At 58.5% G+C, this 15,806-nt stretch carries 17 protein-coding genes; 8 read left to right on the top strand and 9 right to left on the bottom strand.

What is annotated here, in order from left to right; translation table 11 throughout:
* Together EF096_RS05905 and tesB are read right to left on the bottom strand one after the other, a co-directional pair.
* Positions 1-585, bottom strand: coding sequence for an HAD family hydrolase (locus EF096_RS05905; RefSeq protein ID WP_123888693.1), 585 nt, complete (start codon positions 583-585; stop codon positions 1-3).
* Positions 582-1,445, bottom strand: a complete 864-nt coding sequence (tesB, locus tag EF096_RS05900) for an acyl-CoA thioesterase II (RefSeq protein ID WP_123888692.1) — start codon at positions 1,443-1,445, stop codon at positions 582-584. The genes EF096_RS05905 and tesB overlap by 4 nt, the downstream gene beginning before the upstream one ends.
* A gap of 202 nt (positions 1,446-1,647) precedes the next feature.
* Between tesB and EF096_RS05895 the strand changes: the two genes are divergently transcribed.
* The 3 genes from EF096_RS05895 to EF096_RS05885 all read left to right on the top strand — a co-directional run bounded on the left by EF096_RS05895 (position 1,648) and on the right by EF096_RS05885 (position 5,460).
* A complete protein-coding gene (locus EF096_RS05895) occupies positions 1,648-2,568 on the top strand; it encodes a histone deacetylase family protein (protein ID WP_123888691.1) in 921 nt (306 codons plus the stop codon).
* 228 nt (positions 2,569-2,796) lie between these two features.
* The gene (locus EF096_RS05890) at positions 2,797-4,011 is read left to right on the top strand and encodes a hypothetical protein (protein ID WP_123888690.1); all 1,215 of its coding nucleotides are present in this window, start codon (positions 2,797-2,799) and stop codon (positions 4,009-4,011) included.
* A 204-nt stretch (positions 4,012-4,215) separates the two neighbouring features.
* Positions 4,216-5,460, top strand: a complete 1,245-nt coding sequence (locus tag EF096_RS05885) for a TIGR03862 family flavoprotein (RefSeq protein WP_123888689.1) — start codon at positions 4,216-4,218, stop codon at positions 5,458-5,460.
* Here the strand turns inward: EF096_RS05885 and EF096_RS05880 are convergent.
* The 4 genes from EF096_RS05880 to dinG all read right to left on the bottom strand — a co-directional run bounded on the left by EF096_RS05880 (position 5,438) and on the right by dinG (position 10,510).
* A complete protein-coding gene (locus tag EF096_RS05880; RefSeq protein ID WP_123888688.1) occupies positions 5,438-6,262 on the bottom strand; it encodes an SDR family oxidoreductase in 825 nt (274 codons plus the stop codon). The genes EF096_RS05885 and EF096_RS05880 overlap by 23 nt on opposite strands.
* Before the next feature lie 78 nt (positions 6,263-6,340).
* Positions 6,341-6,982 (bottom strand): pyridoxamine 5'-phosphate oxidase, encoded by a 642-nt coding sequence (pdxH, locus tag EF096_RS05875; protein WP_123888687.1) that lies wholly within the window; start codon positions 6,980-6,982, stop codon positions 6,341-6,343.
* A gap of 88 nt (positions 6,983-7,070) precedes the next feature.
* Positions 7,071-8,243 carry a serine hydrolase domain-containing protein gene (locus EF096_RS05870; protein WP_123888686.1) on the bottom strand — a complete coding sequence of 391 codons (1,173 nt, stop codon included), beginning with the start codon at positions 8,241-8,243 and terminating at the stop codon, positions 7,071-7,073.
* Between the two features lie 131 nt (positions 8,244-8,374).
* Entirely contained in the window at positions 8,375-10,510 is a 2,136-nt protein-coding gene (gene dinG, locus EF096_RS05865) for an ATP-dependent DNA helicase DinG (RefSeq protein ID WP_123888685.1), read from the bottom strand.
* A 127-nt stretch (positions 10,511-10,637) separates the two neighbouring features.
* Between dinG and EF096_RS05860 the strand changes: the two genes are divergently transcribed.
* A complete protein-coding gene (locus tag EF096_RS05860; protein WP_123888684.1) occupies positions 10,638-11,135 on the top strand; it encodes a DUF6231 family protein in 498 nt (165 codons plus the stop codon).
* 2 nt (positions 11,136-11,137) lie between these two features.
* Positions 11,138-11,623, top strand: a complete 486-nt coding sequence (locus tag EF096_RS05855; protein ID WP_123888683.1) for a YchJ family protein — start codon at positions 11,138-11,140, stop codon at positions 11,621-11,623.
* A 56-nt stretch (positions 11,624-11,679) separates the two neighbouring features.
* On the opposite strand, the gene EF096_RS05850 is transcribed toward EF096_RS05855, so the two are convergent.
* On the bottom strand, positions 11,680-12,258 hold the full coding sequence (locus tag EF096_RS05850; protein ID WP_123888682.1) for a hypothetical protein: 579 nt from the start codon (positions 12,256-12,258) through the stop codon (positions 11,680-11,682).
* A 101-nt stretch (positions 12,259-12,359) separates the two neighbouring features.
* Here EF096_RS05850 and EF096_RS05845 point away from each other — a divergent pair, with 101 nt between their 5' ends.
* Both EF096_RS05845 and EF096_RS05840 read left to right on the top strand, forming a co-directional pair.
* Positions 12,360-12,830, top strand: coding sequence for an LEA type 2 family protein (locus EF096_RS05845; protein ID WP_123888681.1), 471 nt, complete (start codon positions 12,360-12,362; stop codon positions 12,828-12,830).
* A gap of 5 nt (positions 12,831-12,835) precedes the next feature.
* Positions 12,836-13,276 (top strand): DUF2489 domain-containing protein, encoded by a 441-nt coding sequence (locus tag EF096_RS05840; protein ID WP_123888680.1) that lies wholly within the window; start codon positions 12,836-12,838, stop codon positions 13,274-13,276.
* A 37-nt stretch (positions 13,277-13,313) separates the two neighbouring features.
* Here the strand turns inward: EF096_RS05840 and EF096_RS05835 are convergent, their stop codons facing one another.
* Positions 13,314-14,096 (bottom strand): SDR family oxidoreductase, encoded by a 783-nt coding sequence (locus tag EF096_RS05835; RefSeq protein ID WP_123888679.1) that lies wholly within the window; start codon positions 14,094-14,096, stop codon positions 13,314-13,316.
* A 147-nt stretch (positions 14,097-14,243) separates the two neighbouring features.
* On the opposite strand from EF096_RS05835, the gene EF096_RS05830 reads away from it, so the two are divergent.
* A complete protein-coding gene (locus tag EF096_RS05830; RefSeq protein WP_123888728.1) occupies positions 14,244-14,687 on the top strand; it encodes a hypothetical protein in 444 nt (147 codons plus the stop codon).
* Positions 14,688-14,743: 56 nt separating this feature from the next.
* Here EF096_RS05830 and dinB read toward each other — a convergent pair whose 3' ends face one another.
* Entirely contained in the window at positions 14,744-15,796 is a 1,053-nt protein-coding gene (gene dinB / locus EF096_RS05825; RefSeq protein WP_123888678.1) for a DNA polymerase IV, read from the bottom strand.
* Between the last annotated feature and the right edge of the window lie 10 nt (positions 15,797-15,806).

Here is a 15,806-nt window from a genome sequence, read left to right as displayed (position 1 = left end):
TCAGAGCAACGCCAGCAGGTTTCGACAATCTACCGCATGCCAGTCGGCCAGCTCAGGCCACTGGTTTTGCGGGTGAACCAGGCAGGTATTGCTGCCAGCTGCCCTGCCCGTTTGCAGGTCAAAATGAAAATCACCAACCATGACCGATTGCGCCGGGCTCAGCTGCCAGCGCTGAAGCAGTAGTTCAATCCCCTCCGGGTGCGGTTTCGGTGCCGCCTCTTCGCGCCCCAATACGTCCTCTGGCGCAAAGCAATCCAGTACATCCAGATGCTGCAGCGTCGATATCGCTACGCAGCGCAGGTTACGGGTCAATATCCCCAACCGTCGACCCTGCTGATGCAAGTAGCGGATCAACTCAACTGCGCCCGGTGCAGCCTCGACCTCTTGCGCCAAACGCAGCTCAATCTGATCAAGCTCTGCCTTCATGGCAGTCGCCTCAGCAGCAGGCAAGCCTGCGATATAGGTGAGGATATCAGAATCTGAAGGAACGCCCAGCTCCCGCCGAATCGCGGCAAAATCATGCTGCGCGAGGGTGAGCGTACCATCCAGATCAAAGATCCAGCCCTGCAGATCACGCATACTCAATCCTTGACCTTACGCATCAGCGACTCTTGCGCCACTGACGCAACCAGCTCACCTGCACGATTAAAAATATGCCCCCGCGACATACCGCGAGAACCACTGGCCGAAGGACTATCCATGGCATACAGCAACCAATCATCCATGCGCAGTGGACGGTGATACCACAGGGCGTGATCCAGGCTGGCAACCTGCAACTTGGTTGACCAACTAGAGATCGCGTGTGGCTGCATCGCGGTGCCCAACAGATGGAAGTCAGACGCATATGCCAACAGGTAACGGTGTACCTGTGGGTCATCCGGCAACTGGCCATCAGCGCGGTACCACATGTAGCGAACGGGCTCGGCAACCTTGGGCTCGAACGGATTGAACTCGCCAACCGGGCGAATCTCAATAGGCTTGCCGCACAGCACTTTGTCACGCACCTTCTCATGAATCAGGTGCTGGTGCCGACGCGTCCACTCGGTTTCGTTGGGCAGATCTTCCGGGCCAGGGACATCGGGCATCTGCACTTGATGCTCATAACCCTCTTCATCGCCCTGAAAGGAGCAGATCATGGTGAAAATCGGCTTACCCTTTTGAATAGCCTGCACCCGACGGGTGGTAAAGCTGCCGCCATCACGCAGCGGATCCACCTGATACACGATAGGCTGAGTCGCATCACCCGGACGCAGAAAATAACCATGCACTGAATGCACATGGCGCTCGAGATCAACCGTCTGACTGGCAGCAGAGAGTGACTGCCCCAGTACCTGACCGCCAAACAACTGCTTGAAGCCCAGATCCTGGCTGCGACCGCGAAACAGATTTTCTTCAATTTTTTCCAGCGCCAGCAGGTCCACCAGATCATCCAGCAATTGGCTCATTATTCTTCCTCACAATCGACGCGACCACGGCTGTCGCACTACATTGGTTCAGCAACAGCGATCACGCTGGCCTTTTATATTGCCGCCAAGTTTAACCCGGATTGTCCCAAGTTAGCAGGCCAGCGGCATGACTGATTCGGCAGTGAGACTATTCAACAGCCGCCAGGCCCAGCATACTTATGCTGTTTGCCAAGGAGTTAGCGTGGACCTACCGCTGGTATACCACCCAGACTACAGCTTCGCCTTTCCGGCGCCACACCGCTTCCCCATGGATAAGTTCGTGCGCCTGCACGATCACCTGCGCGCTAGCGGCCTGCTACACACACAAAACCTGCACCAGCCGCAATCCTGCCCCCAGGAACTGCTGCTACTGGCACATGACCCGGACTATGTAGAGCGCTTCTGCAGCAACCAGCTCGATACCGCCGCCCAACGCCGTATGGGCTTACCCTGGAGCGAGCTGCTGGTAGCGCGAACCCTGCGCGCAGTCGGCGGCACGCTGCTGACTGCCGAGCTGGCTCTCAAACATGGGCTAGCCTGCCATCTGGCTGGTGGTACCCATCATGCTCACCATGACTTTGCCTCAGGGTTCTGCATTTTCAACGATCTGGCGATTACCAGCCGCTATCTGCTCGCGGCCGGAAAGGTAGAGCGCGTGCTGATTTTCGACTGCGATGTGCATCAAGGCGACGGCACAGCACGCATTCTGGAGCACGATAGCGACGCCATCACGGTATCGCTGCACTGTGAAAACAATTTCCCGGCGCGCAAGGCGCAAAGCGACTGGGACATTCCCCTGCCCCGGCAACTGGGCGATCAGGGCTATCTGAATACCGTCGATGAAGCACTGAATTATCTACTGCCACTGTACGAGCCTGACCTGGTGCTCTATGACGCTGGGGTCGACGTGCATCAGGCCGACGCGCTAGGTTATCTGGCGCTGACCGATGCCGGTATCGCACAGCGCGACAGCCATGTAATCAGCGCCTGCCTGAGCCGAGATATTCCGGTCTGCGCGGTGATTGGCGGGGGCTATGATCAGGACCGCGTCGCACTGGCCAAACGTCACGGCATTCTGCATCACAATGCGGCCCGGATATGGCAACAGCATGCCCTGAGGTAAACTACGCAGCGCATTCAAACATCCGGTCCTTGGCTAAGAGCACTACTAGATAGCAGCCAATCACCGCGCTTGCCGAGGAAGTCAATTGCTGTGACAAAAAAGCCCAATAAGGCCGATCGGCATCCCTCCTTGCAGCTTGGCAGATCTCGCCTGCCGCCCGAGCGGCACGCCCACCGAAACAGAGAAAACAACACACTCTCAGCACGCGCACGCAAGCCAGGTTAATCAATGTTCAACCTTAACAACCTCATTTTAGTGAGCGTGGCATTACTACTAGCCATACTGTCCTTCCAGCCACGCCTGATGGCAGCACCGGGATGGCGTGCTACCGTAACGCCGCTTGCCTCGATTATTGGTTCCGGCTTTCTCGTCGCAGGGCCAATTCTGGCGCACGCCGTTGGTCCCTGGGCCTGGTTGGCGATGCTGGCACTGTGCGCATTGAGCTATTGGTTCGGCGCAGCTATCCGCTATAACATCCGCTATGTTGAGCCTAGCCTGGCGGATCACCCTCCGGGCTACCAATCCGCCTTGGAGCGTCTGTCAGAGCTGGCGCTGGCACTGGCTTACTTTGTTTCCGTTACCTACTATCTCAACCTGTTTGCTGCTTTCGGCATGCGCCTTGGTGACATAATTGACCCGCTATGGACTCGTATCGTGGCCACAGCGGTGATAGCCACTATTGGACTGCTCGGCATGCTCCGCGGTCTAGCTGGACTCGAGCGTTTAGAGGTCATAGTAGTCGCGTTAAAGTTATCCCTGATCGGCGGCTTGCTGGCGATGCTGACGCAGGTGAATCTGGCGGCCATGGTGGACGGCTCGTTCCAATGGGCACAAAAGGCAAACCTGCAAGACCATCAGCAGTTAGCGATACTGCTAGGGCTGGTGATTCTGGTGCAAGGCTTTGAAACCTCGCGCTATCTTGGTAGCCAGTACGACGCAGCGACCCGAATTCGCAGCATGCGATGGGCACAGTGGATTTCCTGCGCGATTTATCTCGTGTTCCTGGTGCTGATAACCGATTTCTTTCACAGCGATCTACCGTCTGAAGGGGGTGAAACGGCGATTATTGACCTGTTACGGCCACTAGGCATGCTGGTCGCCCCGTTACTCATTGTGACCGCGTTGGCCTCGCAGCTATCTGCAGCCGTAGCCGATATGAATGGCGCCGGCGGGCTCCTGGCGGAATCATCCCGCCGCCGTGTTCCAGTCAAACTTGGCAATCTGGTCACCGCTCTGGTTGCTATTGTCATTACCTGGTCGGCGAATATCTACGAGATCATCACCTACGCCTCCAAGATGTTCGTCATCTATTACGGCTTGCAGGCATTGCAAGCCGCACTGGCAGCATGGCGGCGCGGCCAAAGCTGGCGGGCAGGCGGATTCGCGGCGGCAGTTTTGGTCGCGGTGGCCATTATCGTGTTGGCTGAACCGGTCGCAGCCTGATTGTGCGCAACCTGACGGCGGCGGCATAGCCCAACGGCACCATGATCACCGCTGAGCAGCGGGAGGTCGGGTAGGCGCCAGCATGACAATAACAGCAAGCGATTGGCCAAAGTACACGAACGCCCCACCAATAGGGCTGTAGCGCACTTTGCGGTAGACTGCGCGGCGTGTAATAGAACGCTAGCCAACGCCGGGGACAGAGTCATGACCACGCAACAACCAGACGCCAATCGTGTTGTCGTAATCGGCGGTGGACCGGCCGGCCTGATGGCGGCAGAAACCATCGCCAATGCGGGCTACCAGGTGGAGTTGTTCGACGCTATGCCATCAGTTGGGCGCAAGTTTCTGCTGGCGGGTGTCGGCGGCATGAATATTACCCATTCCGAGCCCAAACCCGCTTTTGTCGAGCGCTACCGTGAAGCAGCAGCCTGGGCCAGCGACTGGTTCACCGAGCTGGACGCAGAGCACCTGCAGCAATGGATTCATGAGCTGGGCATCAGCACCTTTGTTGGCAGTTCCGGCCGAGTGTTCCCCACCGACATGAAAGCAGCGCCACTACTGCGTGCCTGGCTCAAACGACTGCGCAACAAAGGCGTACAGCTGCATACCCGGCATCGCTGGCTCGGCTGGACGGCAGATGGCGCACTGCGACTGCAAAACGCCGACGGTGAGTTTCACCTCACGCCAACGGCCTGCGTACTCGCACTCGGCGGTGGTAGCTGGCGCCGCCTTGGCTCTGACGGCAGCTGGGTCGGCCCTTTGCGCGAGCAAGGCGCCGGCGTGCGCGACTTATTGCCCAGCAACAGTGGCTTTATCTGCGACTGGAGCCCGTTTCTCAGTGAGCGCTTCGCCGGCCAACCACTCAAGCCGATCGTTGCCAGCATGAACGATACCAACGGGCAGCTCATCAGTCGGCGTGGCGAATGCATCCTCACCCATGACGGGCTGGAAGGCAGTCTGATTTATGCTCTGTCAGCGCCGCTGCGCGACCAACTACAAGCTCATGGCCAGGCAACACTAGCACTGGATCTCGCTCCCGACCGCAGTGAGCCCCAGCTCATTACCGCGCTATCAGACAGCCGGAAAGGACAGTCGCTAGCGTCGCTGCTACGCAAGAAAGCCGGGCTGGATGCACTGAAAATCGCGCTACTGCATGAATGCTTTGGTAAAGACCAACTAGCCACACCTGCAGACCTGGCCAAAGCAATCAAACAGGTACCCATAGTGCTGCGCGACACCCGTCCGCTGGATCAGGCGATCAGCAGCGCCGGCGGCGTGCAGCAACCAAGTTTAACTGAGGATTTGATGCTCAAGAGCCTGCCGGGGGTATTCTGCGCTGGCGAGATGCTCGACTGGGAAGCCCCCACCGGTGGTTATCTATTGACCGCCTGCTTTGCCAGCGGCAAGCGCGCGGGCAACGGCGTTGTCAGTTGGTTGGCGAAGACTTGACGCCCGAGAGCCGCGGCAACATCCAGCGCTCAAACAAGCGCGGAAAGAACCGGGCGCATTGCCGCGCCAGCCAATCCACGTTCGACAACACCAACAACCGCTTGCGCTTGCACGCGCCCAGATAGATGGCATCTGCCACATCAGCAGGTGCCGCAACCTTGAAGCTCAAATTGGTAGCGGCTTGATTGATCGAGCCATCGCCAACCAGCGCGTTCTTGCGAATATCGGTCGCTGTAAAACCAGGCGTCACCAGCATGACGTTGACACCCTGACTGCGCACTTCCATGCGCAGGGTTTCAAACAGACCGTGTAGCGCATGTTTGCTGGCATTGTAAGCGCCACGGTTAAGCAAGGGTGCGAAGGCAGATAGCGAACTCAACCCGATTACCTGCCCACCCCGCGCCAACAGACTGGGCAAGGCATGTCGCGTGCAATTCACGGCGCCGAAATAGTTCACTGCCATGATGCGCTGAAACACCGCGATATCGGTATCGGCAAAGGCACTGCGGTGGGTTATGCCAGCGTTATTGATCAGCAGATCTATGCCGCCAAAACGCTCGACCACCTGACTGATCGCCTCCGCGCATTGCTGGTCATCCGACACATCACAGTGCAATGCCATGACGTCAGCGTTGAGCTTATCGTGCAGCTGCTGACGAAAGGCAACCAGGGCTTCATCCTGGATATCGAGAATGGCGATGTGGGCGCCAGCCTGGGCAAAGCGCAGTGCCAGCGCACGGCCAATGCCGGCGCAGCCACCGGTAATTACGACTACTTTCTGCTGAAAGACTCGCCTGCCCATATCGCCTCCTCTACTGGCTTATTGGCCCAGCCTAAAGCCAGTGGAGAATGGCGGCAAGCCAATTGAACAGGCGACAGCTCAGGGCGCCAGGCGCTCACGCACCCATTGACCTGACTCAAGGCGATAGCGCAGGCGATCATGCAGGCGACTGGAACGCCCCTGCCAGAACTCGATCAAACTGGGTACCAGGCGATAACCACCCCAATGCGGCGGCCGTGGCGGCTGCTCCTCCGCGTATTGCACCTCAAGCGCTTGCAAACGATCCTCAAGCACCTCACGTCCGGCGATCACCTGACTTTGCGGCGAGGCCCAGGCGCCCAGACGGCTACCTGCAGGTCGGCTGTGAAAATACACGTCAGACTCTTCGCTGCTTACGCGCTCGATCTGCCCCTCGATACGCACTTGACGCTCAAGGTCATGCCACCAGAAGGTCATGGCGGCCAACGGCTGCGCCGCCAGCTGCTCACCCTTGGCGCTTTGGTAGTTGGTAAAAAACACAAAGCCACGCTCGTCAAAACCCTTGAGCAATAACGTACGCAAGTGCGGTTGCCCCTGTGCATCGACGCTCGCCAGCATCATGGCGTTAGCCTCGGTTGACTCGATTTCTACCGCCTGAGCAAACCAGGTAGAAAACAGCGTATAGGGCTCGTTCGGCGCCTGCGATTCAGTCAACCCGTCGCGGGTATAATCACGGCGCAAATCGGCAATAGTGGGTTTCATCAACGCAACTCCTTCAGCGGCATGGCATGTATCAACAGGAGCTCAGCCTAACATGCGACGCATTAACGGTATTGACCTACGGCAGCCTTCAGTCAAGCTCGCGCAGACAATCCTTTACCGCGCTACTTAGCGCCAAGGCGCGTGGGTCCATCAACACATAAGGCCCCATGGTGTTGGTTACATAACCAAAGCCGACCTGCGCATCCGGGTCACAAAAGCCCAGCGAGCCGCCAGCACCCGGGTGCCCAAAGGCGCGCGGCCCCATACCGAAACCACCACCGGGGGTATCCTGCTCCAGCATCACACCCAAGCCGAAACGGGTGGGGCACAGCAACGTACGATCCTGGCCCTTGCTGTGCTCCTGCTGCATCAGCGCAACCAACTCAGCATCCAGCAAGCTGACACCATCCAACTTGCCGCCGTGCGCCAGCAACTGCCAGAAACGCGCCAGGGAGCGGGCATTGCCTGTGCCGTTAGCCGACAGAATTTCCGCCTGCTGCCACTCGCGCTTGTTAGTGCTGGTCATCATGCTGGACGGATTGCCGAACGCCTTGGCGGTCAGGCCCTCCGGTTCGCCCATGGCAGCAAATAACGCCCGCGCACCCTCATCGCCATATTGATTGCGCAGACGTGACACGTGCGCAATACGCGGTAAATCCTGATCCGGCACGCCAACATGAAAATCCATACCCAGCGGTTGGCAGATATGCTGTTGAATGTAGCTGCCGGCGCGCTGATCGGTCAGCCGACGCAGCGGCTCACCCAATAACCAGGCGTAGGTTACCGGCGCGTAACCGTGCGCTGCGCCGGGTTCCCACCAGGGCGCCTGCTCAGCCAAGGCGGTGCTCATGGCAGTCCAGTCAAACAGTGCTTCCGGTGGCAATGTTTTGGCTACGGCCGATAGCCCAGAGCGGTGACTCAACAACTGGCGCAGGCTGATACCCTGCTTGCCAGCCTGGGCGAATTCCGGCCATACCTCGGCAATCGGTGCGTCCAGCTCGATCCGGCCAGCAGCCACCTGTTGCAGCAGCGCCACGGCGCCCAAGGGCTTGGTGCAGGAGAACACATTAACCAGTGTGTCCTGCTCCCAGACCTGCTGGTTTTCCTTATCCATTACGCCCTGCCAGAGATCCAGCACGGTATCGCCACCCACGGTTACACAGAGCGCCGCGCCGCGCGCCTGCTCGTCCTGCTGCTGCTCGGCGAAGAGTTCGCGCACTCGCTCGAAGCGCGGATCAAAATAACCCTGAACATTACCCATGGATGTCTTTCCTCAGTCGGTGTCTTGTTGTGCTGCCATTTAAGCTGCTTGCGTCAACAAATGCAGCGACCATAAGGCGCCAAACCACAGCATTATCGATGCAACTGATGACGCCAGGCCCGGGCTGCCGCTCAATCAATTTCCTGACGGAACGGCGGCAGCGCCTTGAGAATCGCTTTACCGTAACGCTGAGTCACCAACCTGCGGTCCAGGACCGTGATAGTGCCGCTGTCCTGTTCGGTGCGCAGCAATCGACCACAGGCCTGAATCAGACGCAAGCTGGCGTCCGGCACAGCAATCTCCATAAAGGGATTACCGCCGTTTTTCTCGATCCATTCAGCCAGTGCTGCCTCAACCGGGTCATCCGGGACCGCGAAGGGGATCTTGGCGATCACCACATGCTCGCAGTACTTGCCGGGCAAATCGACGCCCTCGGCAAAACTGGCCAGACCGAAGATCACACTCGGCTTGCCCTCGTCTACTCTCTTGCGGTGCTGGCGAATCAGCTCCTGCTTGGATAGGTCGCCCTGTACCAGGATGCGTTCGCGGAAGGCCGCGGGCAAACCCGCATAGACTTCGAGCATCTGCTTGCGCGAAGAATAGAGCACCAGACTGCCGCGTTCCTCAGCCAGAATATCCGGCAGATGCTCGATAATCGAGGCGCTATGCCCGGCGCTGTCGCGCGGATCGGCACCATAGTTGGGTACTCTCAGCACACCCGCCTCGCCATGCTTGAACGGACTTGGCGCCATGGTACAAACCGCGCTCCTGGGCAGGCCCGCACGCTGACTAAAGCGATCGAACTTGCCCAGCGCGGTCAGGGTTGCCGAGGTAGCCAGTGCAGCAAAGGCGCTGTGCCAGAGATACATGCGCAGGGTCTCGGCCGCCAGAATCGGGCTGACATGCACTTCTATATCGTTATTTTCGGTCAGGGTCAGCCAGCGCGCGGTAGGCGGCTTGCCCTCCGGGTCCTGCAGGCAGAATTGCGTCCAGAGCGTCCAGTTGGCCTCGGAGCGCGCCAGCAGCACACCAAACAGCGGGTACCACTCTTCCGCCTGGGATTCGGACACCCCTATGGTTGCCTCACCATCCATCGCCTCTTTCAGCATATCCACCAAGCGCTGTAGCAAATCGGTGATGCGACCAAAGCCGGCTTTGAGCTCCAGCCCCATGTCCACCAGTTCTTGCGGCACTATGCCGTGCTCAAAACGATGCTGCGGGCGAATATTGCCGCGCAAGTCTTCGGCGCTGGAGAAGTCGGCTACATCGCCCATCGCCTGCTGCATAAACTGCTGGTGCGGCTTTAACTCGCGCGCCTCCAACGGTACTTTTTCAATCAGGCGACCCAACTCACCGGGCAGCGGGTGCTGGGCAAGCAGCTTGCTCAGATTCTTGTCCAGTTGCTCCAGCCAATCTGCTGTGGCGTGCAGGCGGGTATTATGGGCAAAGTGCGAAATAGCCTTGTCGGGCAAGTGATGTGCTTCATCAAAGATGTACAGGCAGTCACGCGGGTCCGGCAAAATGGCACCGCCGCCAAGCGCGAGGTCAGCCAATACCAGATCGTGGTTGGTAACAATGACATCGACTTTCTGCACCCCTTCACGCGCCTTGTAAAACACGCACTGCTGGAAGTGGCCGCAGCGGCGGTTGCTGCACTGAATGTGGTCGGTGGTCAGTCGTGACCAGTCCTGATCCTCCAACGCCTCAGGCCAGGAGTCGCGCTCGCCGTCCCATTTGTTGCCGCCCAGCGCCTCCACCATGCGGGTGTAGAGCTTGAGCCCGGCTTCATCCACATCGAGGTTAAAGCCCTCGTCAGCAAAGATTTGCTGCTGATCCGCCGCCGACTGGTTTTCCCGCAACAAGTTATCGAGCTTGGACAGGCAAACGTAGCGCCCACGGCCCTTGGCCAGCGAGAAACCAAACTGCAGGCCGGCATTACGCTGAATATCGGGTAGATCCTTGAGTACAATCTGTTCCTGCAGCGCCACCGTCGCCGTGGAAATTACCAGCGGTTTACCCAAATGCTTGGCAATGGGAATGCCCGCCAGGCAATAGGCGACGGTTTTGCCGGTACCGGTGCCCGCCTCGATCGCCGCCACCGCCGGGTCGCCGTCGCGATGGCCGTCGTCATCCAGCTTAACGCCGCCAAATAGCTTGGCGACCTCGGCAATCATCACCCGCTGACCATAGCGTGGCTTGAGGGATTTGTTTTCGAGAAAGGTGCGATAGGCCGTTTGAATCTGGCCTTTGAGTTCATCGTTCAGCATGCGGGCTCCGGGCTAGCCCGCGATGATAACATTGAACCGGCCGGCAACCGACTGCCAACAAGCTTGCATCGACCGGCGCGAGACTCTAGGGTCAGCCGACCATTTTATTTTCCCATTGAGGAACGCCATGACGGCCACTCCGAACGCCACCTTGCTCAGCATTTTGCAGCATTACCAGCCTGCCCGGCTGCTCTGCGTCAGCCAAACGCGGGTGCCCGCCGTCGAGGCGTTTTGCGCCGACCACCCCGACACGCAACTGATTACCAGTGATCAGACGCCCTTACCGGTGGAGCTGGCCAACCAGCGCTATGATCTGGCGATCATTGCTGACTTGCTGGAACATATTCCGCAGCGTAACGGCGTTGAGTTACTGGCAGGGCTGCGCAACCTTTCAGCCAGCCGTCTGGCGGTATTGGTTGATCTGACGCAAAGTGCACACTGGCAAGAAAATGATTTTTTTGCCCTGGCGCTACAACGCCATGCCAGCTTTACCCAGGCTGGCAGCACGGATGAACGCACGCTGGCGCTCTATACCTACGATCTGGCCGATTACAAACAGGTTCCGGACTGGCTCAACAATAAATACTGGGCCAATCCCGAGATGTTCGATAAATATTGGTGGTAAGCATGAGCACAGTGGCAACGATCAACAGCGCTGACAACTGCCCCTGTGGCAGCGGCAAAGTCTATGGCCAATGCTGTCAACCCTGTCACGCCGGCGCGCCAGCTGGCAATGCAGAGCTTCTGATGCGGTCGCGCTATTGCGCCTACACCCTGGGACTGATTGATTATCTGGTGACGACGACTCTCCCCGCCCAACAGACCCAGCTGGAAGTAGAACAGATGCGCAGCTGGAGCGAGCAAAGCAGATGGCTAGGACTAGAGGTTGAACAAGTGACTGGCGGTGCTGGCAGCAACCGCGCCCAGGTCACGTTCACGGCGCGCTGGGCAGATCCGGATGAGAGCGTGCATGGCCACCGCGAATGTTCTGACTTCAAGCAGATTGGCGAGCGCTGGTACTTCATCGATCCCAATCATAGTGTTAAAGCTGGCCGCAATGAACCTTGCCCCTGCGGCTCAGGGCGCAAATTCAAACAATGCTGCATGCTCTAGCCGAGCCTGCTACCAGGCCGTCGCCCTCACGAGCTGCGGCCTGACGGGACCACGGGTTAATCATCCTGTAACTTCAGGTAACTGATATCCGGCGATACCGCTGGCAACTCTCGCTTGAGCTCACCCAGATCGCTACCAGTGGGCGCCAGACTAAGCGCACTCAGATCAATTGGCAGCGCCGCCGTTTCATCGTAGTCATCCTGCATATCAGCGCCGAGCGGGGCGATATCAAAATCCGGGGCCTCGACATCAACAAAGGCCGCCATATACTCATCCCGCGGCGCCAGACGCTTGCCGTGGTTATCGCTGGCGGTGCCAGGCTGTGGCACGGGCGTAGGCTGACTTACCGGCGGAGCAGCAGGCGCCGGAGCTGGTTCTGGTGCTGGAGCCGAATCTGGCTCAGCAGGCGTCATAGGCTCTACATTACAGACCGCACCGGCGCGCTCAATGGCCGCGCGATACTTGGCCGCTGCCGCCTCATCCAGGCCTTGTTTGATAACAATCCGGCGACCGGAAAACAGCGTATCCAGTTGCTCGCCAGCGACCTGAAACAGCTGACCGATACGCGCTCGCGCCTCTTCTACAGGCACGCCAGACTGCACCTGCCCTTGAAAAACAATCTCAAAACGGGCCATCTTGTCACTCCCTGTACGTCAATTAGGGTTAGTATGGTCCGACCCAGGCTGATCGACAACTCCACTTATAAGTCGGCCTGAACAGACTGCGGAGGGAGACAATGAAGTCGCGCGTACTGGGAATGATGGTGCTGATATCCTGCTTGCTATTGCACGGCTGCGCCATGCTCACGCCGTCGTACAGCAAACCGGATGTCAGTCTGGCCAATGTAGAAATGCTCAAATCCAACCTGTGGGAGCAGTCCTTTCGGCTAAAGCTGCGAGTCGATAACCCCAACAGCAAGGCACTGCCCATTCGCGGAATGCAGTATCAGGTCTATTTAAACGATATGCGCCTGGCGACCGGCGTCAGCAACAACGCGTTTGACGTACCGGCCTATGGCTCGGAAACCTTCGATCTGGAGGTCCGATCCAACCTGTGGCGTCACCTTTCTGATCTGGTCAAACTGGTCGACAAGCAACAAGCGGTCACCTACCGTATAGAAGGACATATCAGCACCGGCTTCTTTCTCGCCCCCAATATCAACCTGAAAGAAGAAGGGACGCTGGAACCCTCGCAACTGAGTTTTTGATCCCTATGCAAATGCAACACTGGTTACTACTCGCAGGCCTCCTGATCATTATTGCCCTGGCAGGCTATGCCCTGACGTTATGGCGTCGGGTCTGGCGCACGCGCGCCGAACAACAGCAGCAACAGGATGGGCGTGACAAGCGCCTGGCGGAGGACATTCAGTTCATCGGCCAAAGCCTGCTGAACGGCCAGGTGCCCTTGATTGAAGGGTCGATCCGGATCAAGGTGCTGCTGGATAATTACGCTGGTCCGCGGCGCAGTGATCTGGACGTAACCATCTTTACCGAGATCTACGATCAGACCGCCCACATCCCCACCCATACTGGCTGGAAACAGCTGAGCGCCGCTGAACGCAAGCTGCATTCACGCCTGATGGAAACACTGGAACGGGATCATCAAGAGCAGGTAAAGCAGGCCGCTGGCGAGCTGACCAAGGGCCTGAACTAGGCCGAGTGAGGGGCGGCATTGCACCGCCCCAACAGCGTCAGACTGCCGAATTACCCCCATCGACTGCCAATGCCTGACCGCTTACGTGGCGTGACGCCTCGCTGGCCAGAAATACCGCTGCGCCCTTGATGTCTTCCTCACCACCGATACGGCCTAACGGCGTACCTTGCTTGATCAACTCGGTCACTTTTTCCAGACCTTTAGCCAGCTTGGTTGGGAAGTAACCGGGGCAGATGGCATTCACGTTGATGTTGTACTGACCCCATTCACCGGCCAATGCGCGCGTCAGGTTGATTGCTGCCGCCTTACTGGTGTTATAGGCGACGGTATGAATACCCGAGTTGGCGCGGTTACCTTTGAAGCCGGCAATCGATGCGATGTTGATGATCTTGCCGGACTGGCGCGGAATCATGAAGCGGCGTGCCACTTCTTGAGCGACCAGGAAGCAAACGTCAACATTCAGGGTCATCACCTTCTGCCAACCTTCATAGCTGTGGTCTTCCGCAGGCTGACCCCAAGTGGTACCGGCATTATTGACCAGCACGTCTACAGTGCCGAAGGCAGCTTCACAGGCGTCGACCAGCGTCTGAACGGGCTTGGTTTCCAGGTTACCCATATCGCAGGCTACACCCGCCGCTTCAATACCCTGCTTTTTCAAATCTGCCACGACGGCTTCGATTTCTGCTGCGTTGCGCGCGCTGATGAACACCTTGGCTCCCTGTTCGCCAAAGGCTTCTGCCATCTGCAGGCCCAGGCCCTTGGTGCCGCCGGTGATCAGTGCGACCTTGCCGGTCATATCGAACAGTTGCTTGACGCTCATGGAATATCCTCTTGTGTCTCAATGGATGACAATTCAACTCCGGTATCATAGTCACCCGGAGCCCATAGGCCGACCATCAGTGATCCGCGTGATATGCCGCCCCACACTGGTGTTATCATGCCCGCTTTTACCGATCCGGACCTGAACATGGCTGAACACGACTTTAGACGCACCGCACTGAACCCTTCACATACTCTGATTGAGTGCCGCACTCTGGGCGCCGGGCTCTATCAGGTGACGGGCCAGGGTGGCGGTATTCAGCCCACTGACATGCTCATCTGCACGGTAAAGGGTAGTCGTGATTTGCCGCTACGCCTGACCGTCGACAAGGTCCGCTATCTGATCAATCCGGCGGGACAGTGGACGGCGACTGCCAAGGGGCCCGATCTGCGCGGACAAGCGGTCTTGGGCTGGTCCATCACCTGTGACCAGTGCGCGCGCGAGCAAGCCTTCGAGTTTCTCGCCGCCGAGCGCGATGACCTGCCCGCGCGCACCCAAAAAGCAGTCGCTCGCATCGCCGAGCTGGGCTGGCAGCCACAAGGTGACAACCACCTCTGCCCCGCCTGCGCCCGCAAACAACAAAGCCACTAACGCTGCACCATCGGCTAATAGATACGGCACCCCATGATCAAGGGTGAAAGCGCCTGCTAGAACAACGCCAACTGCTCGCCCATGGGCGAGTGCGCGTTATCCAGCCGCACGCCAACGCCAATCAATCTAACCGCACGACCACCGCGGGCATACGCCTGAGCACAAAGCTCGGCGTAGCCTTCTGGCGTTATCGGGGCGCCTGCCTGCTCCAGAGTAGTCTGGGTAAAGTCGTGGAATTTCAGCTTGATAAAGGGCTTGCTAACCCGGTAAACGCTATCCAGTCGGCCGAGGCGTTCGGCCAGCTTGTCCAGCAGCGGCGGTAGTGCCGCCTGACAGGCGTCCAGGTCCGGCAGGTCGTGCTCATAGGTATGCTCGACACTGACAGACTGGCGCTTGCTTTCCACCACTACCGGGCGGTCGTCGATGCCCCGCGCCAGCTGCCACAGGCGTTCGCCGAAGCTGCCAAATTCACGCACCAGGTCCTGCTTGCGCCAGGGTAACAACTCACTGCAGACATCCACACCCACGCGTTTCAACCGCTCGGCCATCACCTTGCCAACACCGTGCAGCTTGGTGACCGGGAGCTGATGCACAAAGGCTTCAACCTCATCAGGCAGAATTACCTTGAGCCCATCCGGTTTATTCCAATCACTGGCAATCTTGGCGAGAAACTTGTTGGGCGCAACACCGGCAGACACGGTAATACCCTGGCTCGCCTGCACTCGCTGCCGAATCTCGCGGGCGATCAACGTGGCGCTGCCCCGACATGCCTGGCTCTCGGTAACGTCCAGATAAGCCTCATCCAGTGACAATGGCTGAATCAAGTCGGTGTAGTCAGTAAAGATCGCTTGAATCGCGGCAGAGGCTTCCCGGTAGACCGACATGCGGCCAGGCACGATCAACAGATCCGGACACAGCCGTTTAGCATAAGCCGATGCCATCGCTGAGTGCACACCGAAGGCTCTTGCCTCGTAATTGCAGGTGGATATGACGCCACGCTTACCCGGATCGCCGCCCACCGCCAACGGTCGGCCACGCAGACGCGGGTCATCGCGCATCTCGATGGCTGCGTAAAAACAATCGCAATCTACATGAATAATTTTGCGCACGCGGGAACCG

The organism is Pseudomonas neustonica (assembly GCF_003797945.1).
GTDB classification, from domain to species: Bacteria; Pseudomonadota; Gammaproteobacteria; order Pseudomonadales; family Pseudomonadaceae; genus Halopseudomonas; species Halopseudomonas neustonica.
This window is presented reverse-complemented; position numbering and strand designations above follow the sequence as displayed.

Bases quoted from the DNA above. Each gene is read 5' to 3' on its own strand.
- EF096_RS05840 (WP_123888680.1), top strand. From the start codon at position 12,836: ATGCAAATGCAACACTGGTTACTACTCGCAGGCCTCCTGATCATTATT.
- EF096_RS05885 (WP_123888689.1), top strand. From the start codon at position 4,216: ATGACCACGCAACAACCAGACGCCAATCGTGTTGTCGTAATCGGCGGT.
- EF096_RS05855 (WP_123888683.1), top strand. From the start codon at position 11,138: ATGAGCACAGTGGCAACGATCAACAGCGCTGACAACTGCCCCTGTGGC.
- dinG (WP_123888685.1), bottom strand. From the start codon at position 10,510: ATGCTGAACGATGAACTCAAAGGCCAGATTCAAACGGCCTATCGCACC.
- EF096_RS05830 (WP_123888728.1), top strand. From the start codon at position 14,244: ATGGCTGAACACGACTTTAGACGCACCGCACTGAACCCTTCACATACT.
- tesB (WP_123888692.1), bottom strand. From the start codon at position 1,445: ATGAGCCAATTGCTGGATGATCTGGTGGACCTGCTGGCGCTGGAAAAA.
- EF096_RS05880 (WP_123888688.1), bottom strand. From the start codon at position 6,262: ATGGGCAGGCGAGTCTTTCAGCAGAAAGTAGTCGTAATTACCGGTGGC.
- EF096_RS05835 (WP_123888679.1), bottom strand. From the start codon at position 14,096: ATGAGCGTCAAGCAACTGTTCGATATGACCGGCAAGGTCGCACTGATC.
- EF096_RS05860 (WP_123888684.1), top strand. From the start codon at position 10,638: ATGACGGCCACTCCGAACGCCACCTTGCTCAGCATTTTGCAGCATTAC.
- EF096_RS05850 (WP_123888682.1), bottom strand. From the start codon at position 12,258: ATGGCCCGTTTTGAGATTGTTTTTCAAGGGCAGGTGCAGTCTGGCGTG.
- EF096_RS05845 (WP_123888681.1), top strand. From the start codon at position 12,360: ATGAAGTCGCGCGTACTGGGAATGATGGTGCTGATATCCTGCTTGCTA.
- EF096_RS05870 (WP_123888686.1), bottom strand. From the start codon at position 8,243: ATGGGTAATGTTCAGGGTTATTTTGATCCGCGCTTCGAGCGAGTGCGC.
- EF096_RS05890 (WP_123888690.1), top strand. From the start codon at position 2,797: ATGTTCAACCTTAACAACCTCATTTTAGTGAGCGTGGCATTACTACTA.
- pdxH (WP_123888687.1), bottom strand. From the start codon at position 6,982: ATGAAACCCACTATTGCCGATTTGCGCCGTGATTATACCCGCGACGGG.